At 62.8% G+C, this 23261-nt stretch carries 19 protein-coding genes; 11 read left to right on the top strand and 8 right to left on the bottom strand.

The window, feature by feature from the left end:
* On the top strand, positions 1 to 940 hold a 940-nt coding region (locus tag ACVOL0_RS15790; protein WP_481549886.1), incomplete at its 5' end, for a hypothetical protein.
* 113 nt (positions 941 to 1053) lie between these two features.
* Here ACVOL0_RS15790 and arsC read toward each other — a convergent pair.
* Together arsC and arsH are read right to left on the bottom strand one after the other, a co-directional pair.
* Positions 1054 to 1473, bottom strand: coding sequence for an arsenate reductase (glutaredoxin) (arsC, locus tag ACVOL0_RS15785; protein ID WP_481549885.1), 420 nt, complete (start codon positions 1471 to 1473; stop codon positions 1054 to 1056).
* Positions 1474 to 1482: 9 nt separating this feature from the next.
* Positions 1483 to 2307 (bottom strand): arsenical resistance protein ArsH, encoded by an 825-nt coding sequence (gene arsH / locus ACVOL0_RS15780; protein WP_481549884.1) that lies wholly within the window; start codon positions 2305 to 2307, stop codon positions 1483 to 1485.
* A 40-nt stretch (positions 2308 to 2347) separates the two neighbouring features.
* On the opposite strand from arsH, the gene ACVOL0_RS15775 reads away from it, so the two are divergent.
* Positions 2348 to 2698, top strand: coding sequence for an ArsR/SmtB family transcription factor (locus ACVOL0_RS15775; RefSeq protein ID WP_481549887.1), 351 nt, complete (start codon positions 2348 to 2350; stop codon positions 2696 to 2698).
* Positions 2699 to 2701: 3 nt separating this feature from the next.
* Positions 2702 to 3988, top strand: coding sequence for an arsenic transporter (locus ACVOL0_RS15770; RefSeq protein WP_481549883.1), 1287 nt, complete (start codon positions 2702 to 2704; stop codon positions 3986 to 3988).
* Positions 3989 to 4289: 301 nt separating this feature from the next.
* On the opposite strand, the gene ACVOL0_RS15765 is transcribed toward ACVOL0_RS15770, so the two are convergent.
* Positions 4290 to 4598, bottom strand: a complete 309-nt coding sequence (locus ACVOL0_RS15765; RefSeq protein ID WP_481549882.1) for a hypothetical protein — start codon at positions 4596 to 4598, stop codon at positions 4290 to 4292.
* 268 nt (positions 4599 to 4866) lie between these two features.
* Here ACVOL0_RS15765 and ACVOL0_RS15760 point away from each other — a divergent pair, with 268 nt between their 5' ends.
* Entirely contained in the window at positions 4867 to 5136 is a 270-nt protein-coding gene (locus ACVOL0_RS15760; RefSeq protein WP_481509868.1) for a putative hemolysin, read from the top strand.
* Positions 5137 to 5267: 131 nt separating this feature from the next.
* On the opposite strand, the gene ACVOL0_RS15755 is transcribed toward ACVOL0_RS15760, so the two are convergent.
* Complete coding sequence (locus ACVOL0_RS15755; RefSeq protein WP_481549881.1) at positions 5268 to 6236, bottom strand: GlxA family transcriptional regulator; 969 nt, start codon at positions 6234 to 6236, stop codon at positions 5268 to 5270.
* A gap of 90 nt (positions 6237 to 6326) precedes the next feature.
* Between ACVOL0_RS15755 and ACVOL0_RS15750 the strand changes: the two genes are divergently transcribed.
* Both ACVOL0_RS15750 and ACVOL0_RS15745 read left to right on the top strand, forming a co-directional pair.
* Complete coding sequence (locus ACVOL0_RS15750) at positions 6327 to 7100, top strand: MBL fold metallo-hydrolase (protein WP_481549880.1); 774 nt, start codon at positions 6327 to 6329, stop codon at positions 7098 to 7100.
* Positions 7101 to 7279: 179 nt separating this feature from the next.
* The gene (locus ACVOL0_RS15745) at positions 7280 to 8302 is read left to right on the top strand and encodes a TraB/GumN family protein (RefSeq protein WP_481549879.1); all 1023 of its coding nucleotides are present in this window, start codon (positions 7280 to 7282) and stop codon (positions 8300 to 8302) included.
* A 224-nt stretch (positions 8303 to 8526) separates the two neighbouring features.
* On the opposite strand, the gene dxs is transcribed toward ACVOL0_RS15745, so the two are convergent.
* The 4 genes from dxs to ACVOL0_RS15725 form a co-directional block, all read right to left on the bottom strand.
* Complete coding sequence (gene dxs / locus ACVOL0_RS15740) at positions 8527 to 10437, bottom strand: 1-deoxy-D-xylulose-5-phosphate synthase (protein WP_481549878.1); 1911 nt, start codon at positions 10435 to 10437, stop codon at positions 8527 to 8529.
* A gap of 166 nt (positions 10438 to 10603) precedes the next feature.
* On the bottom strand, positions 10604 to 11269 hold the full coding sequence (locus ACVOL0_RS15735; protein ID WP_481549877.1) for an HNH endonuclease: 666 nt from the start codon (positions 11267 to 11269) through the stop codon (positions 10604 to 10606).
* A gap of 240 nt (positions 11270 to 11509) precedes the next feature.
* Positions 11510 to 13300 (bottom strand): acyl-CoA dehydrogenase C-terminal domain-containing protein, encoded by a 1791-nt coding sequence (locus ACVOL0_RS15730; protein ID WP_481549876.1) that lies wholly within the window; start codon positions 13298 to 13300, stop codon positions 11510 to 11512.
* 37 nt (positions 13301 to 13337) lie between these two features.
* Complete coding sequence (locus tag ACVOL0_RS15725) at positions 13338 to 13814, bottom strand: LEA/WHy family protein (RefSeq protein ID WP_481549875.1); 477 nt, start codon at positions 13812 to 13814, stop codon at positions 13338 to 13340.
* Positions 13815 to 13999: 185 nt separating this feature from the next.
* Between ACVOL0_RS15725 and ACVOL0_RS15720 the strand changes: the two genes are divergently transcribed.
* Genes ACVOL0_RS15720 through ACVOL0_RS15700 form a run of 5 tightly spaced genes read left to right on the top strand, consistent with a single transcriptional unit; the run spans position 14000 to position 22279 of the window.
* The gene (locus ACVOL0_RS15720; RefSeq protein ID WP_481549874.1) at positions 14000 to 17365 is read left to right on the top strand and encodes a TonB-dependent receptor; all 3366 of its coding nucleotides are present in this window, start codon (positions 14000 to 14002) and stop codon (positions 17363 to 17365) included.
* Positions 17366 to 17417: 52 nt separating this feature from the next.
* Positions 17418 to 18005 (top strand): RNA polymerase sigma factor, encoded by a 588-nt coding sequence (locus ACVOL0_RS15715; RefSeq protein WP_296253322.1) that lies wholly within the window; start codon positions 17418 to 17420, stop codon positions 18003 to 18005.
* Complete coding sequence (locus ACVOL0_RS15710; RefSeq protein WP_481549873.1) at positions 17989 to 18993, top strand: FecR family protein; 1005 nt, start codon at positions 17989 to 17991, stop codon at positions 18991 to 18993. The genes ACVOL0_RS15715 and ACVOL0_RS15710 overlap by 17 nt, the downstream gene beginning before the upstream one ends.
* 14 nt (positions 18994 to 19007) lie before the next feature.
* Positions 19008 to 20819: an amidohydrolase family protein gene (locus tag ACVOL0_RS15705; RefSeq protein WP_481549872.1), complete on the top strand. Its 1812-nt coding sequence runs from the start codon at positions 19008 to 19010 to the stop codon at positions 20817 to 20819.
* Positions 20820 to 20836: 17 nt separating this feature from the next.
* Positions 20837 to 22279, top strand: coding sequence for an amidohydrolase (locus tag ACVOL0_RS15700; protein ID WP_481549871.1), 1443 nt, complete (start codon positions 20837 to 20839; stop codon positions 22277 to 22279).
* Positions 22280 to 23261 lie beyond the last annotated feature (982 nt).

Raw genomic sequence — 23261 nt, 5'->3', positions numbered from 1 at the left:
GGCGCTTCACATCATCAAAGCAGCGATGGAGGGAAAAGCAGTCACCCCGGCGATCGCGCTTGGGCTGATCAAAAGGCATCTCCTGCCTTTGGTGCCCCAGGCCCACCAAGATATTTTCCACAAGAGCAAAACAGCTTCTTGGGAGGGCATCTACTCTATTTACGTTGAACTTGGCTTCTGCTGCGAATTCGCCGAACGTCCCTTGAAGGATGTAACGGCTGCGATCAACCTGATTCACAGCCATACGAAGAAGCCGCCACGTGAGTTCCAATTCCCAACATCAATTGAAGTGACGTACTTCTTTCAGGTATGCGACCACCTGAAAGTGCCCACAGAAAGCTGGCGACGCATTGCGGGGCATCCTCGCATTGACCCCTTTCAGTTTTGCCCATACTGCTGGCGACAGCCGCTGCCGAGGCGAGCACTATGTGCAGTTCATGGCAATGTGGGGCAAATAGGCATGTTGCCGGCCCATCCAATTTCCGGCGCCCCTCGCTCCTCTACTGCCCAGTATCGGGCGGGTGCCCGAGAGCGGGCATTGTTCGATGAGATCACCAATCGACTGTTGACTGCTGAAGTTCTCGAATTTCACCAGAGTGAGTTCGAGGCTCCCTTCTTGATCCCCAGCACGCGAGTGGGAGAGTGGATGTCTGAACGAAGGCCAGCGGTATGGCATGCATTGCTTGACCGAAACAGTGCACTTAACGATGACTCCGTCATCAATGCACTACTCAATTTGCTTACCGATTGCCGTACGTTGCCCCCTCGGATACGAAGACACTACGAGGTCGTGAATCAGCATTTTTTGCAGAACCCAGCTATGGTCTGGCCCATGCTTCTTCGTGCGGAGGCCCTCTTCCGTGCCCGAGCCGAGCGGCAACAAAGTTGGGGCGGCAGCCGTCCAGGAGCTGGACGGCGAGGTCGGAAGGCAGAGGGCTAGAAAAGCCAAAGCGGAAGACATCGACAGAGATCATGCCCCTTGGCTTCAGGCCGTCTACAGTTCGACCCATACCTGCGCCGCACCTTTCGCTCGCCCAGGTCAGACGTTGCTCTCTATTTAAGCCGTTGGCCATCTTGGTCGATGATCACCTCGCCGTCCTCCTTGGCGAATGGGCGAGTGATCGTCGGCAGAATGTCGAGTACGACCTCCGAAGGCCGGCACAAGCGCGTCCCCAACGAAGTGACCACAAACGGCCGATTGATCAAGATCGGGTCGGCCAGCATCGCGTCGAGCAGTTGCTCATCCGATAGAGTCGGATCGTCCAGTCCCATGGCTTCGTATGTGGTGCCTTTCTTCCGCAGGGCATCGCGCACGCTCAAGCCAGCAGCGGCGATCAACTCGACCAGGCGGTCACGCGTCGGTGGCTCTTGCAGATACTCGATGATGGTCGGCTCAATGCCGGCATGGCGGATCAGCGCCAGTGTGTTGCGCGAGGTGCCGCAGACCGGATTGTGATAGATCGTGGCGTCCATGATGGATCCTCAGTTGCTGGATGATGAAGTGCTGCAGCACGCAGCGCGTGCGGGTCGGGCGACGTCCGCGTTAGCGGCGCTGGTAGAGGCTGTTGGTACGGCTGCGGTGACGGGTGGCAACGGCACAGCCCCCGATGCTGCTGCCAGCGTTGATGCGGCCAAGTCGCCTTTGCGTTCGCTGTAACGATCGGTGAGATAGTTGCTGCGGTCGCGAACCAGCAGGGTGAATTTGACCAGTTCTTCCATTACGTCCACCACGCGGTCGTAGTACGAGGACGGCTTCATTCGTCCGTCGTCGTTGAACTCCTGCCAAGCCTTCGGCACAGAAGACTGGTTAGGAATGGTGACCATGCGCATCCAGCGTCCCAGCTGACGCAGGGCATTGACGACATTGAACGACTGCGAGCCGCCGCACACCTGCATCACCGCCAAGGTTCGGCCCTGGGTCGGGCGCACTCCGGCCTCTTCCAGCGGTAACCAGTCGATCTGGTTCTTGAATACAGCTGTCATGGTGCCGTGCCGTTCCGGACTCACCCAGACCTGGCCTTCCGACCACTGCGACCATTCGCGTAGCTGCCGGACCTTCGGATGGTCCGGGCTTACGCTGTCCAGCATCGGCAACTCACTCGGATCAAATATCCGGGTTTCAGCGCCGAAGTGACGCAGCAACCGTTCGGCTTCGTGGGCGAGCTTGCGGCTGAAGGATTTCGGCCGCAGCGATCCGTACAGGATCAGGATCCGTGGCGGGTGCGTCGAGCCCGATACGTCCAGCTTGTCTTGTGTGGGGATGTCCAGCGCCACAGGCGCCAGATTGGCCATCTCGGAGATCGTCATGTCGGTTGTTCTCTTGAGTTGTTTCCATTATTCTAGAATTATGGAACTTAATGAAGCAACCTCCGCACTCGCAGCTCTCGGGCAGGTAACCCGGCTCTCGGTCTTTCGCCTGTTGGTTGAGGCCGGTCCAGACGGGCGCTTGCCCGGCGAGATTGCCGAGGCGTTGTCGTTGCCCGGCGCGACCTTGTCGTTCCACCTCAAGGAACTCGCCGCCGCGGGTCTCATCCAAGCTGAACCCCGTGGCCGCCGCATCTGCTATCGGGCCGACTTCGATGCCATGAACGGTCTGATCGGATTCCTTACCGACAACTGCTGCGGCGGCAACCAGAGTCAATGCCTTCCTGCCTCCGGCACGCCCCGCAAGGGCGTACAGAAAGTGGGCAAGGACTGACCCATGTTGATTGCACTACTGATTTTTATCGCCACTATTACCCTGGTCATCTGGCAGCCAAAAGGTCTCGGCGTGGGATGGAGCGCCATGTTGGGCGCCGCATTGGCCTTGTTGGCTGGGGTAGTAGAGTTGGCGGACATCCCGACGGTCTGGGGTTTTGTCTGGAACGCCACCTTCACTTTCGTTGCGGTGATCATCATCAGCCTGCTGCTGGATGAAGCCGGATTCTTCGAGTGGGCGGCGCTGCATGTGGCGCGTTGGGGCAACGGCAGCGGACGCCGACTGTTCACCTTTCTCGTACTGCTGGGTGCGGCCGTGGCGGCGTTGTTTGCCAATGATGGCGCTGCACTGATCCTGACGCCGATTGTGATTGCCATGCTTCTGGCACTGAGGTTCAGCCCGGCAGCCACGCTGGCGTTCGTAATGGCAGCTGGATTCATCGCAGACACCGCCAGCCTGCCGCTGGTCGTTTCCAACTTGGTCAACATTGTCTCGGTGGATTACTTCGACATCGGCTTCGCCGAATATGCCTCGGTCATGATCCCGGTCAACCTCGTCTCGGTCGCGGCAACGCTCGGCATGCTGCTGTGGTTTTTCCGCCGCGACATTCCGGGCAGCTATGACGTGACTCAACTGAAGGACCCGCGTTCGGCCATCGTCGATCACACCACCTTTAAAGCAGGTTGGGCGGTATTGGCGTTGCTGCTGGTCGGATTTTTCGGGCTGGAGCGGATCGGTGTGCCGATCAGCGCGGTGGCAGGGGGCGGTGCACTGGTCCTGCTGGGCGTGGCGGCGAACGGCCAAGTGATATCGACCCGCAAGGTCATCAGGGAAGCGCCGTGGCAGATCGTGGTTTTCTCGCTCGGCATGTACCTGGTGGTCTACGGTCTACGCAACCAAGGACTGACAGACTATCTGGCCAGACTGCTGGATCTTTTCGCCGATTACGGTTTGTGGGCAGCGACGATAGGGACCGGCCTGCTGATCGCGTTCCTGTCTTCGATCATGAACAACATGCCCACCGTATTGGTCGGCGCGCTGTCTATCGATGCCAGTCAGGCCGAGGGAGCAGTGCGCGAGGCGATGATCTACGCCAACGTCATCGGCAGCGATTTGGGTCCGAAATTCACACCGATTGGCAGCCTGGCCACGTTGCTGTGGCTACATGTGCTGGCACGCAAGAACATCAAGATCACGTGGGGCTACTACTTCAAGATTGGTCTTACCCTGACGCTTCCGGTACTGCTTGTGACTCTAGTAGCGTTGGTGCTACGGCTAAGCCTTGTGTAATCGGTCCGCGGCTAATGTAGCTGCCCAAGGATGAGTGCTGCTGGGCTCGTCAATTCTTGAAGTGGCTGTCCAGTTGCTTGGTGACACTGACCAGTTCGCGTGGCGGCGCTGACCAGATCATTTGGTGGCGCCGTCCAGTTCATTTGGTGCTGCTGTCCAGAAGTCTGGCGGTATGTACTCTTGATCCAGTCACACCACGAAGAACAGTAGAAGCGTCGCCTCAATACACCGGTGTAAGCTGGTGGCCGATATCCGACCAGGTCAGGGGCCGCCAAGAGTGAACGGCAACTTGTGTCTACTCTCAGCGCTTGCCCAGGTAGCCTTCCAGGACTTGCCTGGCCAGCGTCAGGTTGGTCACGAGGGTGGGGCCGAGCAGCGCTCGCGTGGCGGGGCCGTTGGTGAGGCTCAGGCCGCGGATGTCGAGAGACTGCCTGATGCGTTTGCCCACGAATCTCTCCAGCGTTGGAGATGCGGGCAATGAGGCGCGGATCTCGCGCATCTCGATGATCGCCTCGCGCCAAGCCTTCTCATCCGGGGTGGCTGAGGAGAAGACGGTGATGAGCCTGTCCAAGGTGACCAACATGTCGTGAAGCAGCGCGTCTTTGGTCATGTTTTTCTCCTTCGCCAAAGGACGGATTTTACCGGCTGCCAGATGGGATTCAAACCGGCAGGTGCAGCGCAGTGCCAGCGTTGGCGTTGATGTGTCAGTAGACGATTGGGGTGTAGGGCGGTCTCACAAAAGCCGATAAGCGTGTGCAACGCTTTTGCGCGAGACTTTGAATGTGGCGCCCCCGCGGTTTGGTGGTGAGGCCGCAGCGTCATCACAATCTTTTGCTGGTCTGCTGCCGAGAATATGGCAGTCGCCCTGGAGAGCATCGATGAAATCCCTTGTACTTTGTGTAGCTACCTTGCTGATGTCTGCTGCGGCCGCAGGCTGTGCGCCGAAAGATGACACGAAGACCGAGGCTGCCCAGCCGCGTGTTGGCATGGCCAATCCAGCATCGGAGTATTGCGTGAAGAAGGGCGGCAAGGTCGAGATCAAGAAGAACAGCGAGGGCGGTGAGTACGGCATCTGCCATCTTGCTGATGGCACCCAGATCGAAGAGTGGGAGCTGTTCCGGCGCGACAACGCGGCCGGCACGAAATAAGTGGGCTGTGTGTTTGGCTCGGATTGCTTGTTGACGGTCGCCCGTGTCGCGCGCCAACGACCAACAGGATGAGCAGTGCATCCGTCATGCGCAATGCGATGTAGTGCCGAGTCATGCTCGGCGCGTTGGCATCACTGACGCGAAAACCGCTGCCGATACTGCATGGGCGTGAGGTGGGTCAGCTCCTTGAACATGCGCTGCAGGTTCGAGTCACTGCTGAAGCCAAGTTCGTTGCTGATTGCTGAAATCGGTGCGGAGGTCAGCGTCAGGCGCTCGGCGACCTGAGCGAGCTTGATGCGGCGCGAGTACGTTGCGGATGCGTAACCAGCTTCATCCTTCACCTTGCGCGCAAGTGTGCGGCTGGACATGCCCAGTAGTTCTGCAAGCCTGTCCATGGTCAGCTGATCTGCAGGCAGTGCTTCAACCGACGCATGCAGCTTGCGCAGCAGCGTGCTGGGTTGTTGGATGAGGCTCAGCGCCTGGAAGGCATCGTGGGTCTGCGCCGGCCTTGGCAGCACCATCAGCTTGACCAGATCCTGCAGGATGGCGGGGCTGACGGTTTGTTCGATCAGGTTCTGCGCAATCGGCAGGTAGCCGCTGACGCCGCTTGCGGTGGCATGTCGCGTTGCATGGATGCAGGTGCTCTCTGCCTGCCAGCGTATCTTCGGATGGCGCTGGCGCAGCGTGTCGAGCAGCCACCAGGTGGCGGTGGCTGCTTGCCCGTCCAGCCGCCCACTGGCTGCAGCGAGGCTGACGCCTACGCAGTAGCTCCATAGCCGCGAGCGCTTGGGGAGCCGCACAAGCGCCCGTATGAGTGCAGCGTTGTTGTGCAGCGTGGCTTCCACCTCGGCCGCGGATTCGGCCCAGAACCCGGGGACGAGCACGGCATCGAGAAATGGGTCATCGACGCTGCCGTGGGCCTGCATTTGCAGACCTTGGCTGCAGTTGACCGGCCCGGCTTTCAAACCGACGAAGCGGGTTTGGAACAGTGGCTGTCCTGTGCGGCGATTGGCTGCGTGCAGCAGATCGGCAAAGCCAAGCAGGCCGGCAGGCATGCAGCCGGGATAGAGCAGGAGGCCGATCTGGCAGGTCTTTGGCATGGCCGGGATTGAATGAGGTGTGGCGTTTCTTGCCATTATCGACCAGGCCGCGTCGGCTCACCATGGCTGCCTCTTTCCACAGGCCAAGCCATGAAAATCCAACAGCTCCGCAACGCCACGATCATTGTCGAAATCGGCCCGCATCGACTCCTGGTGGATCCGATGCTGGCGGGCAGGGCGGCGCTGCCGCCACTACGCCTCTTTGCCGGTCTGCAGCGCAACCCACTGGTGGATCTGCCCGCAGAAGCCGAACAGGCGCTGCAGTCGGTCACCCACTGTTTGATTACCCACTGCCAGAAAGGTCATTTCGATCATCTGGACCGTGCAGGCAAGCGCTGGCTACGTGAGCGGCGCATTCCGGTTATCTGCACGCCGCACGATGCTGTGCATCTGGCGGCGCGGGGCTTGAACGTGCAGCGATTGCCTGAGGCGCATGAGCTCGCCAGTCCTTTTCTGGGCGGAAGCATTCGTACTGTGCGCTGCACCCATGGCCGCGGTGTGATCGGGCGCTTCATGGAGCACGGTGTGGGCTACCTGATCGAGATGCCTGGCGAGCCTCGTCTGTATCTGTCTGGCGACACCGTGCTTACACCTGCCATCGAAGACTTCGTGCGCAGGCAGCAGCCGGATGTCTGCGTGATCCCCGCCGGCGGCGCGCGCTTTGATCTTGGCGGCGAGATCATCATGGGGCTGGATGAAGCGCTGGCGCTTACACGCATTGCCGAGGGCGTTGTTGTTGCCAACCATCTGGAGGCGTTGAGCCATTGCCCGGTGAGTCGGCGGGCGTTGGCGCTGGCTGCAAGGGAGGCAGGGCTGGCGGATCGCCTGCGGGTTCCAGCTGATGGTGACGTGCTCGAGTTCTGAGTAGAAGTAGTGCCGAACCATGCTCGGCAAGCGGCATTCCCGGTAAAGCCTCATGCCGAGCATGGCTCGGCACTACAGGGTCGGCTGGCAATTCATTGCATTCGAAGAACGATGTTCTAACGCATTGCTGCAACGAAATGGCTACTGTCGCCAGCCAGATCGTTGCAAGGAAGACAGGTATGTCGGTAGTGCGGAGCTTGCGTGGTTGCTGTCTGTTGATGTGCTTGCTTGCAGGAGGGGTTTCGGCGCAGGAAGTGGTCGAAGCGCCTGCGGAGGCGGCAACTGCACCGATCCGCGATATGGAGGCGGTCGTCGTCCATGGCGTGCAGCCCGGGCCTGGCTTGTGGCGGGTCAGCAAGGACGGGCATGTGCTTTGGATCCTGGGCACGGTGTCGCCCTTGCCCAATCAGATCGAATGGCGGGCCGATGAGGTGCGTGCGGTGATTGCCCGCTCGGGGCAGGTGTTGCTGTCACCCGGTGTGGTGTTTGATGCCGACGTGGGTTTCTTTGGCAAGCTGGCGTTGGCGCCATCGATCTGGAAGGTGATGCGTAACGAAAACGGCGCGGAGCTGAGCGACGTGCTGACGCCGCCGCTGTATGCGCGTTGGCGTTCGGTCAAGCAACGTTACCTGCCGCGCGATGGCGGGGTCGAGCGCAAGCGGCCGATGTTCGCGGCCGGTGAGTTGCAGGCGGCGGCGATGAAGTCCATCGGCCTTGGTCAGAAGCCGGTGGTCTGGCCGGTGGTGGAAGCTGCCGCGAAAGCGGCGGGTATCACGCCTACCTCAACGAGCTGGAAGATCAAGATTGACGACCCGAAGGCGGCGGTCCGCGAGTTCCGCGAGGGTGGCATGGATGATGCGGTGTGCCTGGAGCGGACCGTGGCTTTGGTCGAGAACGATCTGCCGACCTTGGTCGAGCGCGCGAATGCCTGGGCAATGGGTGATGTGGAGGCGTTGCGGCGTTCACCGTATGAGGACGCGGGTGCGGCCTGCATGCAGGCGATCACCCAGTCGGGTTTCGTGCGCAATCGCGGTTTCGGTGATCTGAAGGCAGGAGTGCGCCAGCATTGGCTGTCGATTGCGGAAGCCGCCGTACAGCGCAATGAGGAAACGTTTGCGATGTTGCCGGTGGATCGGTTGCTGGAAGCGGATGGCTATCTGGCGGCGTTGCAGGCGCGTGGGTATGAAGTTGAGTCGCCCTGAAGAGCAGTTCTATGGTCAGAGCAAGGCACTCGTGCAGGAACGGGGGGCGCTGTTGTTGATCTGTAGGAGCGGCGTAAGCCGCGAAGCTGGGATGGCCCGCGCAACCGGTTTTCCCCTCACCGGATAGTGCTTCTGCTTCGCGGCTTACGCCGCTCCCACAAAGAAAAATCCGATGCCAGGGGACTGGCATCGGATTTCGGGGTGCTCACAAGTTGGAGTCCAGCTCAGCTCGCAGCACTCAACGGTGCCGTGCTGTCCTGCAGCTTCGGCCAGCGCTTCAGGATCGCTGCGCGAATACCTGCCGCATCAATTCCGGCCTCGGCCAGCAGGTCTTCGCGGCTGGCGTGGTGCTGGTAGCTGTCAGGCAGGCCGAGGTGCAGCATCGGCATCACCACGGCTTCGGCGTTGAGCAGCTCGGAAACACCCGAGCCCGCTCCACCGGCGACCACGTTGTCTTCAACGGTGACAAAGCCGTCGTGCGTGCGCGCCAGTTCCAGCAGCATCGCCTTGTCCAGCGGCTTGATGAAACGCATGTTGACCACGCTCAGGCCCAGTTCGCGGCCGACCTGTTCTGCCGCCGGCACGGCGGCGCCGAAGGCGAGGATGGCGATGCGGCTACCTTGCAGGCGCAGCTGCGCCTTGCCGATTTCCAGCGTGGACAGGTCGGTGCCGACGGCTGCGCCGGGACCGGTGCCGCGCGGATAACGCACCGCAGCCGGGCCCTTGTACTGCAGACCGGTGCTCAGCATCTGCCGGCACTCGGCTTCATCGCCTGGCGCCATGACCACCATGTTCGGCACACAGCGCAGGTAGCTCAGGTCGAGGTTGCCGGCGTGGGTGGCGCCGTCCGGGCCGACAACACCGGCACGGTCGATGGCGAACAGCACGTCCAGATCCTGGGTGGCGACGTCATGTACCAGCTGGTCGTAGGCGCGCTGCAGGAAGGTGGAGTAGATGGCGACGACGGGCTTGGCGCCCTGGGTGGCCATGCCGGCGGCCAATGTCACCGCGTGCTGCTCGGCGATGGCAACGTCGAAGTAACGCTGCGGGTATTCCTTGCTGAAGCGCACCAGCCCCGAGCCTTCGCGCATGGCCGGGGTAATCGCCAGCAGCTTGGGGTCGGCCGCGGCGGCATCGCACAGCCAGTCGCCGAAGATGTCGGTATAGGTCGGCTTCTTGGGTGCACCCTTTTCCGGCAGGCCCTTGCTCGGGTCGAACGGGCCGACGGCGTGGTAGCCGATCTGGTCGTCCTCGGCTGGCTCGTAGCCTTTGCCCTTGGTGGTCATGATGTGCAGCAGGTGTGGGCCCTTGGCATCCTTCAGGTGCTTGAGGGTCGATACCAGCAGCGGCAGATCATGGCCGTCGATCGGGCCGGTGTAATGGAAGCCCATCTGCTCGAACGCGGTAGACGGCACGAACATGCCCTTCCACTGTTCTTCCCAGCGTTTCACGAAGCGCGCAGGTGGGCTGTGGCGCTTGTCGCCGAGGATCTTCTTGCCGCTCTCGCGCAGGGCGTTGAGCGTGCGGCTGGCAGTGGCCCGGCCCAGCATCTTGGTCAGTCCACCGACGGCTTCGGAGATGGACATGTTGTTGTCGTTGAGGATGACCAGCACGTTCGGCTCGTCGTCCATGCCGCCTGCGTGGGCCAGCGCTTCAAACGCCATGCCGGCGGTCATCGCGCCGTCGCCGATCACCGCGATCACCTTGCGGTCATCGCCCTGGCGCTGGCGCGCGATGGCCATGCCCAGTGCGGCGGAGATCGAGGTCGAGGAGTGGCCGACGCCGAAGGTGTCGAACTCGCTTTCCTCTCGCTTGGGGAACGGCGCAACGCCGTCCTTCTGCTTGACGGTGTGGATGCTGTCGCGACGACCGGTGAGGATCTTGTGCGGGTAGGTCTGGTGGCCCACGTCCCACACCAACTGGTCGACCGGCGTGTCGTACAGATAGTGCAGGGCGACGGTAAGCTCGATCACGCCCAGGCCAGCTGCGAAGTGACCGCCGCTCTTGCCCACCGACTCGATCAGGTAGGCGCGCAACTCGCCGGCAATGGCCCCCAGTTCGCTCTCGTCGAACAGGCGCAGGTCATCGGGAGTCTTGATGCGCGACAGGCGCGGATAGCTGGCAGAGTCGATCATGGTCTTCGCGTTTCACTCGAAACGGTATTTTCCCCGTCCGGAGAGGGTGGGGCAAGCAAAGCACATCATCAATGAGTGCCGGATGAGGTGGTTTGGCACCAAGCTGAAGGCCGTGTTCAGCGTAGACGGCAGTTTCGCATGAATACGCGGGGCGGCGGGGCGGGGCTTAGAGCCCGCGCTGCAAGGCTTTGCGCGGCAATTGCGACTTCAGGAAGGCCATCTGGTCGGCCAGGATGTTGCGATTGGACAGGATCAGGTGCTCGATCCAGCTGGGCCGGTAGGGCACTGCCAGCAGCGGCATGTTGGCCTGCGCCGGGGTGCGGTTGCTCTTGCGCGAGTTGCAGTGGAAGCAGGCGCTGACCACGTTCTCCCAGGTGTCCTTGCCGCCCTTGGAGACGGGCAGGACGTGGTCGCGGGTCAGCTGCGGGCGGCTGAAGTGTTGGCCGCAGTACAGGCAGAGCTGGGCGTCGCGGGCGAACAGCGCGGGATTGGTGAGGTTAGGTGTCGGGTCGATCGCGCGCGAGCGGGCGTGGCCGCGCGAGGCGATGATCGGGTGCAGGTCCATGCCGCTGCGCAGGCCGGTCAGCCGCGATATTGCGCCGTGTACGTGCAGGCAGGGATCGCCCATGGTCCAGGCGACGGCGCCGCGCGCGTACAGGCAGGCAGCGTCCTGCCAGTTGATCCAGTCCAGCACGCGGCCATGCGCATCCAGCGACAGCAGTCGCACGGAGCCGAGGCGGTGCAGGGAGGGCGGAAGTGAAAACCCGTCTGTCGGAGCGGAATTCCCGGCTCCGGTATCGATCAGACTACGCGGTGTAGTGTCTGTCTCCATCGGGTTAACAGCTTATACACGATGCGTGACAGTTTGTGTAAAGGCGCTGGCGGCCTGTGGTTTTGTGGGAGCGGTGTCAGCCGCGAAGCTGGTGGTGTTTCAGTCGTCTGAAAGCTGACCCCTCCCCAACCCTCCCCTCCGCCTTCGGCGCAAGGGAGGGGGCTAAGCAAGAGCTGCCCTCACCCCAACCCCTCTCCCGTGGGCGGGAGAGGGGCTATGGTTCTGCTTGGTCGGTTTGGATCAGTCGCCGAAGCGCACCGAATCCATCGCCATCAGCGAGTCGGCGCCAGCGGCGATGCCAGCGGCGTGGCTCAGGGTGCGCGGCAGGATGCGGGCGTAGTAGAAACGCGCGGTCTCCAGCTTGGCCTGCTTGAAGGCATCGGTGTGGCTGGACGCCTGAGCGGCGACCACCGAGCGGGCCCACCAGTAGGCCACGGCGATATAGCCGCTGTAGAACAGGTAATCCCAGCTCGCTGCGCCCAGTTCTTCCGGGTTGGCGGCGGCACGCTGCAGCACATCGATGGTCAGCTTCCCCCATTCCTTGGCCTTGCCGCCCAGCACCGGCAGGAACTCGGCCACGGCCGGGTTGCTGGCATTGGCGGCGATGAACTGCTCGATCTCGGCCAGGAACAGCTTCAGGCCAGCGCCCTGCGAGGCGGCGGTCTTGCGGCCGATCAGGTCCAGCGCCTGGATGCCGGTGGTGCCTTCATACAGGGTGGTGATGCGCGCGTCGCGGGCGTACTGCTCCATGCCGTGCTCGGCGATGTAGCCGTGGCCGCCGAACACCTGCTGGCCGTTGTACGTGGCTTCGATGCTCCATTCGGTCAGGCAGGCCTTGACGATGGGGGTGAGGAAGCTGACCAGCGTATCGGCATCGGCGCGTGCCTGCGCATCGACGCTGCTGTGTGCGGCATCGAGCTGGGTGTAGGCGTGTGCGGCGAGCAGGCGGCCACCTTCGGTCAGCGCCTTGGTGGTCAGCAGCATACGGCGCACATCGGGCTGGGCGATGATCGGGTCGGCCGGCTTGTCCGGCTGCACGGCACCCTTGGGTGCGCGCGACTGCAGGCGCTCGCGGGCATAGGCCAGTGCGCCCTGGTAGGCACGCTCGGACTGCGCCAGACCCTGCACACCAACGCCGAGGCGGGCGGAGTTCATCATCACGAACATCGCCTGCAGGCCCTTGTGCGGCTGGCCGACGAGGTAGCCCTGGGCGCCGTCGAAATTCATCACGCAGGTAGACGAACCGTGGATGCCCATCTTGTGCTCCAGCGCACCGCAATGCAGTTCATTGCGCTCGCCCTGCTTGCCGTCGCGGTCGACCTTGTACTTCGGGGTGACGAACAGCGAGATGCCCTTCGGGCCGGCCGGTGCGTCGGGCAGCTTGGCCAGCACCAGGTGCACGATGTTGTCGGCGAGGTCGTGCTCGCCGGCGGTGATGAAGATCTTGGTGCCGGTGATCGAATAGCTGCCGTCTGCGTTCGGTTCGGCGCGGGTCTTGAGCAGGCCCAGGTCGGTACCGGCGTGCGGCTCGGTCAGGCACATGGTGCCGGTCCAGTTGCCGGCCACCAGCGGCTTGAGGAAGGCTTCCTTCTGCCAGTCTTCGCCGTAGTGCTTGAGCGCTTCAACCGCACCGTGCGACAGCATCGGGAACAGGCTCCAGGCCAGATTGGCCGAGGACACCATTTCGCTCAATGCCATGCCCATGGTTTCCGGCATGCCCTGGCCGCCGAAATCCGGCGACGCGGTCAGCCCGGTCCAGCCGCCTTCGACGAACTGCGCATAGGCCTCCTTGAAGCCCGGTGCGGTGGTGACTTCATTGGTAGCCTTGTCGAGCTTGCAGCCGGTCTGGTCGCCGATCGCATTGAGCGGGGCCAGCACGCTGGTGCTGAAACGGCCGGCTTCTTCCAGCACCGCGTCGATGACGTCGGCGCTGGCATCTTCGAAACCCATCGACGCAAACAGGGACTCGGCCTTCAAGACGTCATGCAGGGCGAAACGGAGATCGGTAACAGGGGCTTTGTAGTTGCTCATCAGGCGGCTCTCGAACAATGCGGGAACGGGTGGGGGATCAGCGCAACACGCCGGGCAGGCCCGGGGCCTGGTTGAGGCTGTTGCGCGATTTGATGTCGAAACTGCGTTGCTTCTTTTCTTCCGGGGTGGCGCTGACGTTGCCTTCCAGTTCGTAGAACAGCGAGCGGCCACCGGCCAGTGCATCGGCCACGACGATGCGTGCCGAGGAGGAAGGCTGCAGGCGAACCTTGATGACGTCGGCCGACTCCGGGCCGATCGACAGGGCTGGGCTGGCGCTCAGGGTGCCGGCGGCTTCGTCGCCCACCTTTACGGCCAGCGACACGGTGTCGAAACGCATCGGCATCGAACTGTAATTGCGCAGGCGCAGTTCCACGTCCCAGTTGCCGTCATTGCCGACGCTCAACTGCTGGATGCTGGCGGCTGGTTCGGAAACGCGCTTGACCGGGCCATTGCCGCAGGCGGTAAGTACAAGTGCGAGCACGGCCATCAAGGCGTACTGGGGGCGAAAACGCATGGGGCGTGGTCCTCGGGTCCTGAGTTTATCCACGGAGAATACTACGGCGTATGGCGGCTTGCTGGGTACAGGTATGCCAGATCAGCGAACATGGCGATGGGATGGCGGAACCGGCGCGCTCCTGCATCTAGTCATGCAGGGGGCAGAGGTTGCCGTCATTCGCGTCATTTTCTGGGGATTCATCAATGCGTTCATTCAAGTTGTTGCCGCTTGCAAGCGCTATCCGCGGCGGTCTGGCAGTTGTGGCGCTGTGCGCTTCCGTACCGGCGCTGGCCGCGCCACCGCAGTTCGATCTTCAAGCAGGCAGCATCGAGGACGTATTGCCCGAGTTTGCCCGCCAGGCCGGGGTGCAGATCATTGCCCCGGCGCATTCAGGCGGGGCCCAGCGGATTGAAGTGTCCGAGTTGAAGGGGCAGATGGAACCGCGCCAGGCGCTGGCCCGTCTGCTGGCCGGTACCGGTCTGAGCGTGGCTTCGGACGACGGCCGCACCATTACGTTGCGGGCGGCCACACCGATGTTGGCTTCGCTGGGTGGATTGGGTGGCCTGGCGGCAGGGCAGGCGGCAGCTCCGGCTGCGCCGCAGGAGGTTGCTGAGCCTGCGCCGGCAGCGGCCAGCTCCAGCGTCAGCACCTTGGACCAGATCACCGTGGTCGGAAGCCAGATCAAGGGCAGCAAGACCGCGGCGATCCTGCCGGTAGCAACCTTGCAGGCCGAGCAGATCGAGGCCACCGGCGCCGTGTCCGGCGACGAGCTTTACCGCTCCATCCCGCAGATGGGCGATGTCTCGTTCAGTGGCACCAACGGCGGCAACAGCTCCAACTATGCGCGCGGCGATATCGCCTCGGTCAACCTGCGTGGACTTGGTGTGGGCAACACCTTGCTGCTGATCAACGGCCGTCGCACCGTGGTGCATCCCACCAGCCAGGCCGACGGCAACCTGGTGCCGGTACTGACCTACAACGCCAATGCGGTGCCAGTGTCCAACCTGCGCCGTGTTGAAGTGCTGCTGGACGGCGCGGCCGCCATCTACGGCACCGACGCGGTGGCCGGCGTGGTCAACAATGTGCTGCGCGACGACATGGACGGCGGCACCATCAGCGTGCAGAAGGGCTTCGGTGAGGGCACCGACCTGCGCGATATCGGCGTCAACGGCATGTGGGGCAAGAACTCCGAAGACCTGCGCTCCAACATCACCATCGCCTTCAACTACTACAACACCACCGGCTTGAACTCGCTGGACCAGGACTGGACCAAGAACGGCAACCGTGCGGCGGATTTTGCCGGCACGCCGTTTGAAGGCTTGGCTGGCACCGACAATCGCAATACCAACAGCCCGTGGGGCAACTTCACCGTGGTTGGCCCGCGCGTGTCCAAGAACGGCACCTGGCTGACCACCACGGCTGGTGCCTTCCATGTGCAGCCGACCAGCAACAGCGGCTGCGCGGCGACCATCGCCGATGGCCTGTGTGTGCAGTCCGGCAGCAAGGCCACCTCCGGTGCCGACGCCAATCTGCGCGACAACCAGCAGGGCCAGTATCCGCTGTCGATCAGCCCGGACGTGCGTCGTTTGAATCTGTTCGTCACCGGCAAGCATGACTTCGACAACGGTCTGTCGTTCTTCAGCGAGGCAGGTGTCTACAACTCGCGCGCCTACAGCCTGCAGAACGGCGTCAACACCATCACCGCCTTGCCGATGACGGTGGCGGCCAGCAACTACTGGAACCCGTTCGGTGCGATGTACCTTCCGGACGGCACGCTCAATCCGAATCGACTGCAGGGATTGAACATCGGCGCCAACGGCGTGCCGGTGACCATCACCAGCTACCGCTTCGAGCGGCCGACCCGCATCGAGGTCAACAACACCCAGGTGCGCGCCTTGGCTGGCCTGCGTGGCTTCCACTACGGCTTCGATTGGGAAAGTGCCGCGCTGTACTCGGCAGCAAGGGTCAAAGACACCCAGGATGCAGTGAGCATGTCGCTGTTCCAGCAGGCCCTGGCCAATCCCACCGCGTCGGCGTACAACCCGTTCTGTGGCGGCTGTAATGATTGGGACAAGCTGGACCAGTTCTTCTACAAGGCACAGCGCCAGAGCAAGACCGAGCTGTTCCTGTGGGACTTCAAGGCTTCGCGCGCGGACCTGTTCAAGACCTGGGCCGGCGATGTCGGCATGGCCGCGGGCCTGGAAGTGCGCCACGAAACCCAGCGCGATGATCGTGATGCACGCGTCGATGGTTCGGTGACCTTCACCGATGCGATCACCGGCGTTGCCTATCCCAGCGACATGTACGGCGTCAGCCCGACCCCGGATACCTATGGCTCGCGCACCGTCGCCGGTCTGTTCGCCGAGTTCTCGGTGCCGCTGGTGTCGCCGGAAATGAACATCCCGCTGGTGCGTTCGCTGGACCTGCAGGTGGCCGGCCGCGCCGAGCGCTACAACGACTTCGGCAATGTCGCCAAGCCGAAGCTGGCGCTGGGCTGGCAGCTGTTTGATGGCCTGACCCTGCGTTCGTCCTGGGCCAAGGGCTTCCGTGCGCCCAACCTGGAGCAGATCAACGCCACGGTGGTGAGCCGTTCCAACACCCGCACCGACTACATCCAGTGCGAGGCGGACAAGCGCAGCGGTGCACAGCCGGCCTTCGCCAACTGCGGCGGCTACAGCTACTCCACCACCGCACGGCGCTCGGGTAACCCGGACCTGAAGCCGGAAACCTCGACCAATACCAGCGCCGGCCTGGTGTTCCAGCCGCGCTTCATCCCGGAGAACTACGGCCGCTTCACCTTCGCCGTCGATTACTACAAGTACGAGCAGGAAGGCATCATTGGCCTGTTCGGTGAAGGCAATGCACTGATCCTGGACTACATGCTGCGCCAGCAGGGCGGTAGCAACTCGGCGGTGGTGCGTGCAGATGCGACCGCTGACGACATCGCCCGCTTCGCCGGCACCGGCCTGGCTGCTGCCGGCAAGGTGCTGTACGTCACTGACCAGTACGTCAACCTGGAACCGCAGACCCTGCGCGGCGTGGACTACAACTTCAGCTGGAACTCGCCGGAAACCGCGATCGGTCGTTTCGACCTCTCGGTCACCGGTACCCATCTGATCGAGTTCTACCGCCAACGTTCGCCGGCACTGCAGGCGCTGGAAGATGCCAAGTCCGCAGGGCTGGTGGATCCGTCGATCCGCATCACCGGTGGCGGTGACCTGATCGGCAATGGCGGCAACCCGGAATGGAAGTGGTCCGGCACGCTGACCTGGCGCTACCAGCAGCTGTCGGTGGGCGCGAGCGCGCGCTATGCCAGTTCCTATGTGGAGAATGGCCTGACCCTGGCCGATGGCACACCGTGGACGGTGAAGTCGCAGGCGCTGGCCAATGCCTTCGTCAAGTACGACTTCGCACGCGAAGGCTGGCTCAACAATGTGGCGGTCAAGGTCGGTGCCAACAACATTGCCAACAAGCGCCCGCCGGTCTCCGACGATGTGTTCGGTTACCCGTCGGGTGTCTACCAGGCCAATCCGCGTTACTGGTACGTCAACGTGAGCAAGGCGTTCTGATGCGCAAAGACGTTTCATTCCGCCATGTGGCGGGAGCCGGGCAGGTGCCGCGATGAACGCGGCGCTTGCGCGGGAGCGTGCCGGCTGGTTGGCCGAGCACATATTGCCTTGCGAGCCCGCCCTGCGGGACTGGCTGCGGCGGCGCCTGTCGCTGCGCCAGGACGTGGATGACGTGATCCAGGAGACCTACGCTATTCTCGCCGGGATGGCGGATGTTTCGCACATCCTGCAGCCCAAGGCCTATGTGTACTCGGTCGCCCACTCGGTGGTGCTGCAGCAGCTGCGGCGCGCACAAGTGGTGTCGATCGAGGCGGTGGCCGAGATCGACCGCGTTGCGATTGTTGGCGACGAAGTCAGCCCGGAACGGATGGCCTCGTCACGGCAGGAGCTGGCGCGCATCGGCGCCTTGATTGAAAGCCTGCCGGACAAGTGTCGGCAGGCGTTCGTGCTGCGACGTGTGGAGGGCTACTCGCAGCGCGAGATCGCCGAACGCATGCAGATCAGCGAGAACACCGTGGAGAAACACATCTGCAAGGGAATCCGGGTATTGATGGATTCGATGAAGCGTGATGACGACGTAATGCAGAAGAGTAGTGAGCGGTTCGCCGCGGAAGGAGCAAGGCATGCGCGTCGGCGCTGATGCGAGTATTGATGATGTAGCCGCCAGTTGGGTGGCGCGCGAGGACCGCGCGCAACTCACGGTGGAGGAACGTGCGCAACGAGATGCTTGGCTGGAAGCCGATACGCGCCACTTTGGCGCTTATGCCCGCGCCCATGCAGTGCTGGCACGTACCGACCGCGCACGCGCGCTGTCGGCCGGCGAAATGGATCGTGCATTCACCGCCCGCGCGCCACGACGGGCGCGGCGCGTACTGCGCTGGGCAATTGGCCTGGCTGCCGTGGTTGGCGTGCTCGCCATCGGCGTGCAACGCCAGGACGACGGTGCCGAGTATTTCGCTACCCGCAAGGGCGAGATCCTGCGCGTGCCGCTGCAGGACGGCTCGGCGATCACGTTGGATTCGGACTCGCAGGTGCGGGTGCAGTTCAGCGCGACCCGCCGCGATATCCATCTGCTGCAGGGCGAGGCCTTGTTCGATGTGGCCAAGAATCCGCAACGCCCGTTCGTGGTGCGCGCGGAGGAAACCGATGTCACCGCGGTAGGCACCAGTTTCGCGGTCAGCCTTACCGAGCGCCGTAGTGGCGGGGTGGAAGTGCTGGTGCGCGAAGGCATCGTCGATGTGACCGATACCCAGGGGGCGGTCGCCCCTGCGCGGCTGGTGGCCAACTACCGCGCGCTGGCCAACCGCAGCCACGGTATCCGCATCGAGGCCGTGCCCACCGATGATGTGGACCAGCAACTGGCCTGGCGCGAAGGCATGTTGTCCTTCAACGGCGATACCTTGTCGGTGGCGGCGGCGCAGTTCCTGCGCTACAGCGATACCCGCATCGTCATCGATGACCCGCTGGTTGGCAGTCGCCGCATCGTTGGCTTGTATTCGGCCAGTGACCCGCGTGGCTTCGCCAACAGCGTCGCCTTGAGCCTTGGCCTGGTGGTGCAGCAGCGCGGAGACGTGGTGCGGCTGAGCTCCCCTGATGCTGCGCCGCAGGCGGCGCGGTCCATGCAATGAATCCGGATAAGAACATGCATTACAACAGCAAGCGTGGTTTCGCCTTGGCGGTGCTCACCGCTGCACTACTGGGGGCGGGGCAGGCCAGTGTGGCCGCTACTGCTGGCGACAAGGCCGTGTTGATCCGCGATGCCATGGTGTTCGATGGCACCGGTCGCGCACCCTATGCGGCAAGTGTGCTGGTCGAGGACGGTCGCATTGCTGCCATCGGCGCCGAGCTGGTAGTCCCCAAGGGCGCACGCGTGGTCAATGCACGTGGCCAGGCGTTGCTGCCGGGTCTGTTCGATCTGCACACGCACTGGACGCCGAACGCCACGCCGTCGGAATTGCCGCAGGTAGCGAACCTCTACATGGCGGCCGGCGTCACCACGGTCAGCGATTTCCACGAGCCGCCGGAAGCCTACGCGCCACGCCGCACATGGCTGGCCTCGATTGCCGCGCCCGACGTCAAGTTCGCCGCGCGCATGAGCACGCCACTCGGCCATGGCGCGGATTGGGGTGACGAGAACACCACGCGCTGGGTGAACTCACCCGAGGCCGCGCGTGCAGGCGTGCGTGCGGTGGCCGCCTACAAGCCGGACTTCATCAAGGCCTTCACCGATGGCTGGCGCTATTCCAATGCCGCCGACAACAGCAGCATGGACGAGGAAACTCTCACCGCGCTGGTCGACGAGGCGCACAAGAACGGCCTCAAGGTGTTTACCCATACGGTGATGGTCAAACGCGGCAAGGCCGCCGCACGTGCGGGCGTGGACGTGATCGCGCACAGCGTGCAGGACGGTGCGGTTGACGAAGAGTTGATCGCATTGATGCGCGAGCACGGTACCGCGTATGCGCCTTCATTGGCGGTGTATCTGCCAGAACGCGTGGATGGCAGCGGCCGCAACAACGGCAAGCCCGATGTGCTGGCCCAGCGCGAGCAGAACTTCGTCAATGCCTTGCATAACGTCAAAACGCTGCACGATGCCGGTATTCCGGTAGTGGTGGGCACCGATGCCGGTATGACCGGCACCCCGCATGGCACCTCGACCCTGCGCGAACTGGAACTGCTGGTGCAGGCCGGGCTGACCCCAAGCGAGGCGCTGCTGGCGGGAACGTCGGCCAGCGCCAAGGCGCTGGGCGTGAATGACCGCGGCAGCATCGAGGTCGGCAAGCGTGCGGATCTGTTGCTGGTAAGCGGTCGCCCATGGGAGCGCATCGGCGACGTTCGCAATACGCAGCAGGTCTATGTGGCTGGTCGCCAGGTGCAAGGCAAGGGCGCGGTGTTGCCTGCCGGCAACAAGGCATTGGCCTTGCCAGCGCTGCCGGTGCAGGCACTGGTTGATGACTTCGAGCGTACCGATGGCCGTACTGCGCTCGACACGCTGCGCGTCGACGAGGCCGACGGTGGCAATGACCGTACCGCGCAGGTGACCGAGATCGTCGCACGCGAAACCGGAGGCAACGCACTGGCGACCCAGGCCAAGCTGTCCAGCAAGGACACCGCCTTCGCTGCGACGATTCTGCCGTTGAGCCGTGGTTCGGTGGCGCCGGTGGATGCGCGCGCGTATCGGGGCATCCGCTTGGAGCTGCGCGGCAGCGCACCGGAATTGCAGTTGGAAGTGCGGGCCTTGGGCAACCGTCGTTTCATTGCACCACTGCAGGCCGGGGCGCAATGGCAGACGGTGGAGATTCCGTTCACCGCACTGCAGGGCCAGCCCCCGTATCGCGCCAAGGCACCCGTGGCGGTGTGGAAGGGCGATGACCTGCAGCAGCTGGTTGTCTCCGGCAGCGGCGAACCCGGTAGCAAGCTGTGGTTCGAGATCGACAACGTCAGTTTCTATTGATGCGTGAGGCTGGCTGGATGAAAACCCGTTATCTGCGTGCTGCGTTGCTGGCAGCGTTGCTTCCTCTTGCAGGAACCGCACTTGCCGCGGATGTGATCAGTACGCTGGACAGCTACGCGCAGCGGCAGGCTGAGGTTGGCCTACAGCTTTGGCAGCAGCCCGAGCTAGGCTATCTGGAACATGCATCATCCGCACTGTTGCAGAAGGAGTTGCAACAGGCCGGCTTCCATATCCAGGCCAATGTTGCCGGCATGCCGACGGCCTTCGTCGCAAGCTTCCGCAATGGCAGCAAGGGCCCTGTGATCGGGCTGCTGGCGGAAATGGATGCGCTGCCCGGAATGGCACAGGCGGCGGAGCCGGTGCGCAGCGTCATTGCCGGCCAGGATGCCGGCCAGGCCTGTGGCCACAATCTGTTTGGTGCGGCGTCGGTGGGCGCAGCCCGCGCCCTGGCGCAGTGGATGCAGCAGACCGGTACGCCCGGCGAAGTGCGGCTGTACGGAACGCCGGCAGAGGAGGGTGGCTCCGGCAAGGTGTACATGGCCAAGGCGGGGCTGTTCGATGACGTGGATGTGGTGCTGCATTGGCATCCGTCCGACGAGAACTCCGCTGTGCAAGGCACGACGCTGGCCAACATCAGCGGCAAGTTCCGTTTCCACGGGCGCGCGGCCCACGCCGCCATCGCCCCAGAGCGCGGCCGCTCCGCACTGGACGGCGTTGAAGCCTTCAATTACATGGCCAACCTGATGCGCGAGCACGTGCCTGATGGCACCCGCATCCATTACGTCATCAGCAACGGCGGCGCGGCACCCAACGTGGTGCCGGATGCGGCCGAAGCGTATTACTACGTGCGCCACACCGACCCCGCGGTGGTGCGCGATGTGATCGGGCGTCTGCAGAAGGCAGCCGAAGGCGCAGCAATGGGCACGGGTACCACGGTCGAATTCGAGCCGACCGGTGGCGTGTACTCGCTGTTGCCCAATGACACGCTTGGGCAGGTGATGCAGACAGCGCTGCAGCAGGTTGGCGGCGTGCAATACGATCCGGCCGAGCAGGTATTCGCGAAGAAGCTGCAGGAGAGCCTTGAAAAACGCCCGGACCTGCAGGTGGCAACACAGCTGCAGCCCTACCGTGCGGACCAGGCAGGCAGCGCATCCACCGATGTTGGCGATGTCAGCTGGAACGTCCCCACGGTTGGCGTCAGCACCGCAACGTGGGTGCCCGGAACCCCGGCGCACAGTTGGCAGGCAGTAGCGGCATCGGGCATGTCGATCGGCGCCAAAGGCGCGTTGAACGCCGCCAAGACAATGGCTCTGGCCGGTGTGCAGTTGCTGCAGTCGCCGGAGCTGGTGGCCAAGGCCAGGCAGGAGTTCGATGAGCGCCGCGGCGCAGGCTTCCGCTATATGCCGCTGCTGCAGCGGGATGCGCCGCCGTTGGACTATCGGCGCAAGGCCAAGGACTGAAGCACGCTGTCGCGCGTTTGCAATCTGGGTTCTACGCGGGCTTCACCGCTGCATGGGCAAGGTGGCGACCGGAGTGATGTTGCTGGGTAGCCCATCGCGCCCTCGGGCGGCGACTCGATCCCCTCCATCGGGTCGCCGCTCGTGTTCGGGCTGGGCTGGACGTTTTGCGCAGCGCAGACAACAGCGCTATGCTCGGTTCACCGCGTGGGGCGGTAGCTCAGCTGGGAGAGCGTCGCGTTCGCAAGCTGGCCGGTAAAAGCCCGAATCACCCCACCGATCGATGACCAAACCAACGCCCGCTTATCAGCGGGCGTTTTGCGTAAGGCGGTTGGGGAGGGCGAGCGAGTCGCCGGCTTACGCTGGCTTCTAAGATGCAGCATCAATGCGGATGAGGACGAGGACCAGCCTCGTTGGCATGGGTTGGCCCTCGTTAATTTCTCGAGTCGCAGAGCGTCGCATGTGCTATGCGTCTGGCGAGTGAAGGAACATCCCCGCAGATTAGTCAATGGGTGAAAGAAAAGGATGCCGGCGGAAAGCAGGGAGCCAAGGTCCAAAAATGTTGGATAGCGTGCCGCACCAATGCATTTGGTTTGCTTTAGCTCGAAAGGTAAATGGACCGCCAATGGCTGACTATTTATATCGCAAGTGGTTGAGGTTAATATGATTTCGCCTTTTCGCTTCCCGGAGAATTCAGTTTAAAAGTATCATTAAATCACATTCTTCGTCTGTTGAGTAAATAAGAGATAAGTAGAACAAAGTTGTATAAAGTGAATATATATAGTGCGAACTTCAGGGTTCTATAAAGATCGAAATCCACATTAAATAAAAACAAGAAGAGAAAGAGAAGCCCGCTCAATGCTACTGCAGCACATTCGTGACCAATGAAATACCTGAATTTTGCGCTCAATGGGGCTTCTCCATGGTCCTCTTTCCCGACTCGACAACACCCTGTGCCACACCTTGCGCACCTTGCGATGCAAGG

This window comes from Stenotrophomonas sp. STEN021 (assembly GCF_056760175.1).
The sequence above is the reverse complement of the archived record's forward strand: the minus strand, read 5'-3'. Positions and strand labels throughout refer to the sequence as shown.

Excerpts from the sequence above, each read along its gene's own strand:
- ACVOL0_RS15755 (WP_481549881.1), bottom strand. The coding sequence starts at position 6,236 with ATGCCAAAGACCTGCCAGATCGGCCTCCTGCTCTATCCCGGCTGCATG.
- ACVOL0_RS15705 (WP_481549872.1), top strand. The coding sequence starts at position 19,008 with ATGCATTACAACAGCAAGCGTGGTTTCGCCTTGGCGGTGCTCACCGCT.
- dxs (WP_481549878.1), bottom strand. The coding sequence starts at position 10,437 with ATGATCGACTCTGCCAGCTATCCGCGCCTGTCGCGCATCAAGACTCCC.
- ACVOL0_RS15760 (WP_481509868.1), top strand. The coding sequence starts at position 4,867 with ATGAAATCCCTTGTACTTTGTGTAGCTACCTTGCTGATGTCTGCTGCG.
- ACVOL0_RS15730 (WP_481549876.1), bottom strand. The coding sequence starts at position 13,300 with ATGAGCAACTACAAAGCCCCTGTTACCGATCTCCGTTTCGCCCTGCAT.
- ACVOL0_RS15750 (WP_481549880.1), top strand. The coding sequence starts at position 6,327 with ATGAAAATCCAACAGCTCCGCAACGCCACGATCATTGTCGAAATCGGC.
- ACVOL0_RS15710 (WP_481549873.1), top strand. The coding sequence starts at position 17,989 with ATGCGCGTCGGCGCTGATGCGAGTATTGATGATGTAGCCGCCAGTTGG.
- ACVOL0_RS15765 (WP_481549882.1), bottom strand. The coding sequence starts at position 4,598 with ATGACCAAAGACGCGCTGCTTCACGACATGTTGGTCACCTTGGACAGG.
- ACVOL0_RS15715 (WP_296253322.1), top strand. The coding sequence starts at position 17,418 with ATGAACGCGGCGCTTGCGCGGGAGCGTGCCGGCTGGTTGGCCGAGCAC.
- arsH (WP_481549884.1), bottom strand. The coding sequence starts at position 2,307 with ATGACGATCTCCGAGATGGCCAATCTGGCGCCTGTGGCGCTGGACATC.
- ACVOL0_RS15770 (WP_481549883.1), top strand. The coding sequence starts at position 2,702 with ATGTTGATTGCACTACTGATTTTTATCGCCACTATTACCCTGGTCATC.
- ACVOL0_RS15775 (WP_481549887.1), top strand. The coding sequence starts at position 2,348 with ATGGAACTTAATGAAGCAACCTCCGCACTCGCAGCTCTCGGGCAGGTA.
- ACVOL0_RS15735 (WP_481549877.1), bottom strand. The coding sequence starts at position 11,269 with ATGGAGACAGACACTACACCGCGTAGTCTGATCGATACCGGAGCCGGG.
- ACVOL0_RS15725 (WP_481549875.1), bottom strand. The coding sequence starts at position 13,814 with ATGCGTTTTCGCCCCCAGTACGCCTTGATGGCCGTGCTCGCACTTGTA.
- arsC (WP_481549885.1), bottom strand. The coding sequence starts at position 1,473 with ATGGACGCCACGATCTATCACAATCCGGTCTGCGGCACCTCGCGCAAC.
- ACVOL0_RS15745 (WP_481549879.1), top strand. The coding sequence starts at position 7,280 with ATGTCGGTAGTGCGGAGCTTGCGTGGTTGCTGTCTGTTGATGTGCTTG.
- ACVOL0_RS15720 (WP_481549874.1), top strand. The coding sequence starts at position 14,000 with ATGCGTTCATTCAAGTTGTTGCCGCTTGCAAGCGCTATCCGCGGCGGT.
- ACVOL0_RS15700 (WP_481549871.1), top strand. The coding sequence starts at position 20,837 with ATGAAAACCCGTTATCTGCGTGCTGCGTTGCTGGCAGCGTTGCTTCCT.